Here is a 376-nt window from a genome sequence, read left to right on the forward strand (position 1 = left end):
TGATCCAGGTGCTGAGCCGCCGCGAAGCGGAAGGCTCGGTGCAGCAGCAGATGGACATCGCGCGTCAGGCAATCGGCCAGCGCAAGGCCGAACAGGCGTATGCCGACTGGCTGCGTGAGCTGCGCGATTCGTCGTACGTGCAGTACAAGTTCGGCGGCGCCGGTCCGGCGAACTGAGCGAGTATCAGATGACCACGCCCGCGCTGCAGATCGCAATCACCACCGGCGAACCGGCGGGGGTCGGCCCGGAGCTGACCGTGCAGGCGCTGCGTGATGCCGCGCAGCGCTGGCCCGACGCGCATTTCACCGTGCTCGGCGATGCGGCGCTGCTCGATGCGCGGGCGGCGGCCGTCGGCGCCGACCGGGCCACGCTGGCC

Annotated in this window: 2 pseudogenes; both read left to right on the forward strand. The window is 70.7% G+C overall.

Going from position 1 to position 376, the window contains the following annotated elements:
* Nucleotides 1–176 (forward strand): annotated as a pseudogene (locus G3N61_RS39295) (molecular chaperone SurA); the annotation flags it as partial.
* Nucleotides 177–187: 11 nt separating this feature from the next.
* Nucleotides 188–376, forward strand: a pseudogene (gene pdxA, locus G3N61_RS39300) (4-hydroxythreonine-4-phosphate dehydrogenase); the annotation flags it as partial.

The organism is Burkholderia sp. Ac-20349, from assembly GCF_017104865.1.
Classification (GTDB): Bacteria; Pseudomonadota; Gammaproteobacteria; order Burkholderiales; family Burkholderiaceae; genus Burkholderia; species Burkholderia aenigmatica.